The organism is Curtobacterium flaccumfaciens UCD-AKU (assembly GCF_000349565.1).
GTDB lineage: Bacteria > Actinomycetota > Actinomycetes > Actinomycetales > Microbacteriaceae > Curtobacterium > Curtobacterium poinsettiae.
In genome coordinates this window covers 231,601-238,343 of sequence record NZ_KB714631.1, presented here as the reverse complement: position 1 = coordinate 238,343, position 6,743 = coordinate 231,601, and the positions used below count along the sequence as shown (strand labels likewise).

The 6,743-nt window shown below is 71.0% G+C and carries 8 protein-coding genes; 4 read left to right on the top strand and 4 right to left on the bottom strand.

Going from position 1 to position 6,743, the window contains the following annotated elements:
• The first annotated feature begins 75 nt into the window (after nucleotides 1-75).
• The 3 genes from H489_RS34725 to H489_RS34715 all read left to right on the top strand — a co-directional run bounded on the left by H489_RS34725 (nucleotide 76) and on the right by H489_RS34715 (nucleotide 3,251).
• Nucleotides 76-1,482, top strand: a complete 1,407-nt coding sequence (locus H489_RS34725) for an APC family permease (protein WP_017888485.1) — start codon at nucleotides 76-78, stop codon at nucleotides 1,480-1,482.
• Complete coding sequence (locus tag H489_RS34720; protein ID WP_017888484.1) at nucleotides 1,479-2,408, top strand: acetamidase/formamidase family protein; 930 nt, start codon at nucleotides 1,479-1,481, stop codon at nucleotides 2,406-2,408. The genes H489_RS34725 and H489_RS34720 overlap by 4 nt, the downstream gene beginning before the upstream one ends.
• Before the next feature lie 75 nt (nucleotides 2,409-2,483).
• Nucleotides 2,484-3,251, top strand: a complete 768-nt coding sequence (locus tag H489_RS34715) for an SGNH/GDSL hydrolase family protein (RefSeq protein ID WP_017888483.1) — start codon at nucleotides 2,484-2,486, stop codon at nucleotides 3,249-3,251.
• A gap of 6 nt (nucleotides 3,252-3,257) precedes the next feature.
• On the opposite strand, the gene H489_RS37115 is transcribed toward H489_RS34715, so the two are convergent.
• From H489_RS37115 to H489_RS34700, 3 genes are all read right to left on the bottom strand, one after another.
• Nucleotides 3,258-3,749 (bottom strand): GNAT family N-acetyltransferase, encoded by a 492-nt coding sequence (locus tag H489_RS37115; protein WP_017888482.1) that lies wholly within the window; start codon nucleotides 3,747-3,749, stop codon nucleotides 3,258-3,260.
• A 4-nt stretch (nucleotides 3,750-3,753) separates the two neighbouring features.
• Nucleotides 3,754-5,157 (bottom strand): LLM class flavin-dependent oxidoreductase, encoded by a 1,404-nt coding sequence (locus tag H489_RS34705; protein WP_017888481.1) that lies wholly within the window; start codon nucleotides 5,155-5,157, stop codon nucleotides 3,754-3,756.
• A 137-nt stretch (nucleotides 5,158-5,294) separates the two neighbouring features.
• A complete protein-coding gene (locus tag H489_RS34700) occupies nucleotides 5,295-5,663 on the bottom strand; it encodes a VOC family protein (RefSeq protein WP_017888480.1) in 369 nt (122 codons plus the stop codon).
• A 62-nt stretch (nucleotides 5,664-5,725) separates the two neighbouring features.
• Between H489_RS34700 and H489_RS34695 the strand changes: the two genes are divergently transcribed.
• Nucleotides 5,726-6,178, top strand: coding sequence for a MarR family winged helix-turn-helix transcriptional regulator (locus tag H489_RS34695; protein ID WP_017888479.1), 453 nt, complete (start codon nucleotides 5,726-5,728; stop codon nucleotides 6,176-6,178).
• Here the strand turns inward: H489_RS34695 and H489_RS34690 are convergent.
• Nucleotides 6,166-6,735: a uridine kinase gene (locus H489_RS34690; protein WP_017888478.1), complete on the bottom strand. Its 570-nt coding sequence runs from the start codon at nucleotides 6,733-6,735 to the stop codon at nucleotides 6,166-6,168. The genes H489_RS34695 and H489_RS34690 overlap by 13 nt on opposite strands.
• Nucleotides 6,736-6,743 lie beyond the last annotated feature (8 nt).

Here is a 6,743-nt window from a genome sequence, read left to right as displayed (position 1 = left end):
CCCGCCCCGCGCCTCCAGACCGGAAGTCCCCCCCCCCCAGCCGCACCCGTCCCTCCACCCGAAACGGAACCCGACATGTCGCAGCAGCACAGCGAGCTCTCCGCACAGCAGCAGCTCGAGGCCTACGGCTACAAGCAGGAGCTCAAGCGCTCCGTCAGCACCACCGACCTGCTCATCTACGGGCTGGTCTTCATGGTCCCGATCGCCCCGTGGGCGATCTTCGGGACCGTCTACAACGCCTCCAGCGGCATGGTGCCGCTGGTGTACCTGGTCGGCCTCGTCGCGATGATCTTCACCGCTCTGGCCTACGCGCAGATGGCGAAGTCGATCCCCCTCGCCGGCAGCGTGTTCTCGTACGTCGGCCGCGGCATCCACCCCACCGCCGGGTTCTTCGCCGGCTGGGCGATCCTGCTCGACTACCTGCTCGTCCCGACGCTGCTCTACGTGTTCGCCGCCGAGAGCATGGTCGGCATCTTCCCGGGCACGCCCCGCTGGCTGTGGGCGCTCGTGTTCGTCGCGATCAACACCGTCATCAACCTGGCCGGGGTGTCCTCGCTCAAGCTCGCGAACCGCATCTTCCTGCTCATCGAGCTCGTCTTCGTCGCGATCTTCGTCGTCATCGCGATCGTCGCGCTGACCGGCGGCACGATCCCGGACGCGTCCTTCAGCACCGCGCAGATCTGGGACCCGGCCAAGGTGTCGGCCCCGCTCATCGCGTCGGCGCTGTCGATCGCGGTGTTGAGCTTCCTGGGCTTCGACGGCATCTCCACCCTGTCCGAGGAGTCCACCGGCCGTCGTGGCGGAGCCGGCACGGCGATGATCCTGGCGCTCGTCATCGTGGCGTTCCTGTTCATCCTGCAGACCTGGCTCGCCAGCGCCCTCGCCGGGGGTCGTGACGCGTTCCCGAAGGGTGAGGCCGGAAACGCCTTCTTCACCATCGTCGAGCAGGCGTCGTCGAGCGGGTGGGCCACCGCGTTCTTCGCCGTCAACGTGCTCGCCGTCGGCATCGCGAACGCCATGGCCGCGCAGGCCGCGACGAGCCGCCTCCTCTTCTCGATGAGCCGCGACCGTCAGCTGCCCGCGTTCCTGCACAAGCTCAACGGTCGCCAGGTGCCGCAGAACGCGATCATCGTCGTCTCGGTGCTGTCCGCGATCCTGGTGCTGTTCTTCGTCGGGCAGATCGACACGATCTCGTCGCTCGTGAACTTCGGCGCGCTGTTCGGCTTCATGCTCCTGCACGTGTCCGTCTTCGTGCACCACGTCGTCAAGGGGAAGTCGCGCAACTGGCTGCTGCACCTGGTCGTGCCGCTGATCGGGTTCCTGATCATCGGGTACGTCCTGCTGAACGCCGCGGTCGAGGCGAAGGTCGGCGGCATCGTCTGGCTGATCGTCGGCGCGGCCGTGTTCCTGTACTACCGACGCACCGGCCGCTCCACCGAGGTCGGCTCGGAAGCAGAACCGACGACGGAGGACGCACGATGACCCCGGACCACTTCCTGCCGAACACCCTCGGCCGCCCCGGGTTCTCCGCAGACCGGGAGCCCGTGCTGCGGGTCCGCCCCGGCACCGGCGAGACCATCGGCTTCGAGACCACCGACGCCGTCTACGCCGAACTCGACCAGCACCACGACATGGCGCAGCTGCAGGCACCGATCAACCCGGTGACCGGCCCGGTGTTCGTCGAGAGGGCAGAACCCGGCGACACCCTCGTGGTGACCATCCACGCCATCGAGCTGACCACGCACGGGTGGTCGGTGTCCCTGCCCGGCTCCGGGGCCCTGCAGCACGTGATGGGCGACCGGGTCTTCGCCCGCCGATGCCCGATCTCGGACGGCACGGTGCAGGTGTCCGACCGGCACCGGTTCCCCGTGCGGCCGATGATCGGGTGCATCGGGACGGCCCCGGCCGAGGGTGAGAACTCGACGATCATGCCGGCCTACCCGGAGGGCGGCAACATGGACGTCACCGAGGCCCGCCCCGGCTCGACCGTGTCCCTGCCCGTCCGGGTCCCCGGCGCACTGCTGTCGATCGGCGACATCCACGCGCTCATGGCCGAGGGCGAGTCGTCGTTCGTCGCCATCGAGGCCCAGGGCACCGCGATCGTCTCCGTCGACCTGGTCAAGGGCGGCCCCGTGCTCCGCGCACCCCGCATCGAGACCGCTGACGACTGGCTGTTCGTCGGTCTCGGCGACCCCGTGCAGGAGAGCGTCCGGCGCGGGTACGAGGACGCCTTCGCGTTCCTCGTCGACGAGCACGGCTGGACCGCCGAGGACGCCTACGCGGTGCTCAGCGCGGTCGGTGACTCGAAGCTCGGCGGGCCGACCGGCTCCACCGCGCCGGACCCGTTGCACCCCTTCGCCGCCGTCGGCGCAGTCACCCTGCACCGGGTCCCGAAGTCGGTGCTGTGAGGGTTCGCTGATGCGGGTTCCCGGTACGACTGTCGTGCCGGGAACCTGCACAGGCATGTGCACGATGATGGGCGCATGCACGACACCATCCGCTACGTCGCGATCGGCGACAGCTTCTCGGAGGGCATCGGCGACGCCGGGGCCGCTCCGTTCCCCGGCTGGACCGGACGACTCGCGAGCGCGATGGCGGGCGCCTCGGACGCCCACGTCTCGTACGCGAACCTCGCGGTGCGCGGCCGACTGCTCGCCGGGGTCCTCGACGGCCAGCTCGGCGCCGCACTCGCGCTCGACCCGGCGCCGACCCTGATCACCTTCTGCGCCGGCGGCAACGACCTGCTGCGCCCGCGCTTCGAGGTGGACGCGCTGATCGGGCAGGTCGAGGCCGCCGCCGACCGCGTCGAGGCCACCGGCGCACGCCTGGCGCTCCTCAGCCCGGCCGACCCGAGCGCCCGCCTGCCCCTCGGTTCCCTGATCAACCGCCGCGGTGACGCCTGGGCCGAGGCGCTCGGCACCCTCGCCCGACGCCGCGGCCTGCCGTTCGTCGACGTCTCCCGCGACCCGCACCTCGGCCGCGCCGAGTTCTGGTCGGACGACCGGCTGCACATGAACGCCACCGGGCACCAGCGCGTCGCGGACCTGGCGCTGCACGCGGTCCTCGACGGCCCCGCGCCGGTCGAGCCCGCGGACGCCGGCGCCACCCGGGCGCGCCTGGGAGAAGAGCTCCGCTACTACCGTGAGTACGTCCTGCCGTGGCTGCAGCGCCGGATCACCCGCACGTCGTCGGGCGACGGGCGTTCGGCGACCTACCCGACGTGGACGCCGGTGCACGGTCGGGACGCGTAGCCAGCGTCAGCCCGCGACGTACACGCGGGTGGTGACCCCGCTCAGCGCGTGCGCGAACTCGTCGCCCGTCGCCACGAAGCCGCCCGCCTCGTACAGCCGCACCGCCCGGTCGTTGTCGCCGAGCACGTGCAGCACCACGCGCGGGTGGCCGGCGACCCGGGCATCGTGCACGGCCTCGGACAGCAGCGACCGTCCGACCCCGCGGGCCTGCACGCCGGGACACACCGCGAGCAACGACAGGTAGGCGGCGTCCGCCGGGTCCGTCGACCGTCCGGTGCCGGGCGCCGTGACCAGTACGAAGCCGTCCACCGCACCGTCCGGTCCGGGCGCCACCAGCCAGGCGACGTGGTCAGCGGCGAACTTCTGCCGGGCGCGCTCCCGGACCGCCGGGTCCTCGGCGACGCCGTCACGGGCCGCCACGGCCGCGGCCCACAGGTCGATGCAGGTGTCGGTCTCCTCCGGGGTCGCAGGACGCACGACCACGGACGACTCGATCACCCGATCAGCCTACGACCGCCCGGCTCCCGATCCTGAACGACGCCCCACGGTGCTCGTCGGGCAGCCGGTCCCCGCGGCCGTGCAGCTTCTGCCGGAGCGAACCCGGCTCGTACGCCTCCGGGTAGGCCCCGCGGGCACGGAGTTCCGGGATCACGAACTCGATGACGTCCTCCCACGTGCCCGGCGTGACCGCGTACGCCAGGTTGAAGCCGTCGACGTCGGTCAGCTCCTGGATCTCCTGCAGCCGGTCGGCGATGGTCGCTCCCCCACCGACCGCCACCGGGCCGAGCCCGCCGATCGCCGTCTGCCGCGCCAGGTCGCGGATCGTCCACTTCGACCCGTCCTCGCCGGTCGCTGCCGCGATGTTCGCCGCCGCCGACTGGATCGCGTTCGACTCGACGTCGCCCAGGGGCTGGTCCGGGTCCCACTGCGACAGGTCGACGCCCATCCAGCCGGAGTTGAGCACCAGCGCACCGAGCTCCGACGCGTACGACAGGTAGTCCTCGTACTTCGCCTGGGCCAGCTCGTCGGTGGCGTCCGTGATCACGGTGAGCAGCGTGTAGACGCGGGCGGCGTACCGGTCGCGACCAGCTGCCTCCAGGGCGTCCCGGACCTTCGCGACGGTCGACGCGAGCTGCTCGACGGTCGGTGCACCCACGAAGACCGCCTCCGCGTTCTCGGCGGCGAAGCGGATGCCGCGCGGCGACGCGCCCGCCTGGTAGATGACGGGCGTGCGCTGCACGGACGGCTCGGACAGGTGGATGCCCGGCACGTCGAAGTGCGTCCCGTGGTGCTCGATCGGGTGCACCTTCGCCGGGTCCGTGAAGACCCCGGCTTCGCGGTCGGCGACGACGGCGTCGTCCTCCCACGAGCCCTCCCACAGCTTGTAGAGGACCTCGAGGTACTCGTCCGCCACGTCGTACCGGTCGTCGTGCGACAGCTGGTCCGTCTGGCCCATGTTGCGTGCGGCGCTCGGCAGGTACCCGGTGACGACGTTCCAGCCGACCCGGCCCTTGGTCAGGTGGTCGAGCGTCGACATGCGTCGGGCGAACGGGTACGGGTGCTCGTACGCGGTGCCGGCCGTGATGCCGAAGCCCAGGTGCTCGGTCACCGACGCCATCGCCGAGACGAGCAGGATCGGGTCGTTCACGGGCACCTGCGACCCGGTGCGGAGCGCGGCCTCGTTCGAGCCGCCGTACACGTCGTAGGTGCCCAGGACGTCGGCGATGAAGATGCCGTCGAACGCCCCGCCCTCGAGCGTCTTCGCCAGGTCGGTCCAGTAGGTCAGGTCGCGGTAGTCCCGCGACCGGTCGCGGGGGTGCCGCCACAGTCCGGAGGACTGGTGCGCGACGCAGTTCATGTCGAACGCGTTGAAGCGGATCTGCCGGTGCTCGCTGCTGGTGGTCACGGGTCGAGACGCTACGTCGGACACCTCGGACCGTCACGGATCGTGACGAAGCGTGACGGTCGGCTCCGGCGACGGACTGGAGGCCCGCCCCGCGTCCGGCGCACCGCCCGCGCCCGACGCATGGCCGGCTCCGGGGCTCAGGCGCGGTCGTGGAGCGTCACGTGGTAGCCGTCGGGGTCGGCGAACGTGAACGTCCGGCCGAACGGGCCGTCGATCGGCGCCGAGACGATCCGGTGCCCGTCGGCCACCAGCGCGTCGTGGATCGCCTGGACGTCGGTCGCGTGCAGCCAGATCGCGGCGCCGATGCCGGGCTGTGCCACCGCGTCGAGGTCCGTGCCGGGGACGATGTCACGCAGGGCGAAGGCGATCGGCGTCGTCTCGAACACGACGGCGTGCGGCGGGCCTGCCTGGGAGCGGACGAGACCGAGGTACCGCTCGTAGAACGCCTGCGAGGCATCGAGGTCGCGGGTCTGCAGGGAGATGAAGTCGGGGCCGGTGACGGGCATGTGGTGCTCCTCAGGTTTGTGTCAGTCTTCTGACACGGGACAAGCTATGTCAGAATACTGACATGCGTCAAGGCGACACCGGCATCCACCTCGAGACGTCGATCGGCTACCTGCTCAAGGAGACCGCGAGTGCCCTCCGTGCCTCGATGGAAGCCGTGCTGCGCCCACTCGGCATGACGGTGACGCACTACTCCTGCCTCGAACTGCTGGCGCAGCGACCCGGCCTGTCGAACTCCGAGCTCGCGCGCGGCACGTTCGTCACCCGGCAGTCGATGAACGTGCTGCTGCAGACCCTGGAGCGGGACGGCTTCGTCACCCGTGCCACCGAGCCGTCGGTCGGCAAGGCGCTCCCCACGCAGCTGACCGACAGCGGACGACGGAGCCTGGCGCAGGCGAGTGCGGCGATCCGCGGGGTCGAGCAGCGGATGCTCACCGACCTGACCGCGGACCAGCAGACCGAGGCCCGTCAGATCCTGCGGAGCATGGTCACTGCACTCCGCGGTCAGGCCACGTAGCGCACGGACGCGGTGTCCTTCGGTGCGTACCGCTCCTCGAAGTCGCGCTCGTTGGGGATCCACACGTCCCGCCAGAGCGCATCGTGTCGACGCCCGAGCGCGCGGTCACGAGCCATGCCCCGACGAGCCGCAGTTTCGAGATCCACGTCACACCAGACCGTGACGTCGAGGTACGGGAGCGCCTCGGGGTGGAAGAGTCCGATCAGGTCGACGATCAGGACGTCCGTCCGCGCCAGTGGCTCAGCCGGGGCGAGGGCTCGAGCCGACCAGTCGAACCGCTGGAACGCGCTCGCCCGACCGGCCCGGTGCGGTTCGAGGACCGACGAGACCAGACGGGGACGATCGACGCCATCCCAGTCGGAGGACCGCTGATGGGACCGAACGGGGTCGAGGAAGTCGTCGCCGCGGATGCGGACCGCGCCGGGGAGCCCCTCGACGAGCGTGCGCGTCAGCGTGGACTTGCCGGATCCGCAATACCCGGAGACACCGACGACGATCGGTGCACGCGCCGAGGCGCGGCGGGACGCGACAAGGTCGATGACGCCGTCGCGGTCCATCGGGCAAG

Bases quoted from the DNA above. Each gene is read 5' to 3' on its own strand.
- H489_RS34720 (WP_017888484.1), top strand. From the start codon at position 1,479: ATGACCCCGGACCACTTCCTGCCGAACACCCTCGGCCGCCCCGGGTTC.
- H489_RS34715 (WP_017888483.1), top strand. From the start codon at position 2,484: ATGCACGACACCATCCGCTACGTCGCGATCGGCGACAGCTTCTCGGAG.
- H489_RS34725 (WP_017888485.1), top strand. From the start codon at position 76: ATGTCGCAGCAGCACAGCGAGCTCTCCGCACAGCAGCAGCTCGAGGCC.
- H489_RS34695 (WP_017888479.1), top strand. From the start codon at position 5,726: ATGCGTCAAGGCGACACCGGCATCCACCTCGAGACGTCGATCGGCTAC.
- H489_RS34700 (WP_017888480.1), bottom strand. From the start codon at position 5,663: ATGCCCGTCACCGGCCCCGACTTCATCTCCCTGCAGACCCGCGACCTC.
- H489_RS34690 (WP_017888478.1), bottom strand. From the start codon at position 6,735: ATGGACCGCGACGGCGTCATCGACCTTGTCGCGTCCCGCCGCGCCTCG.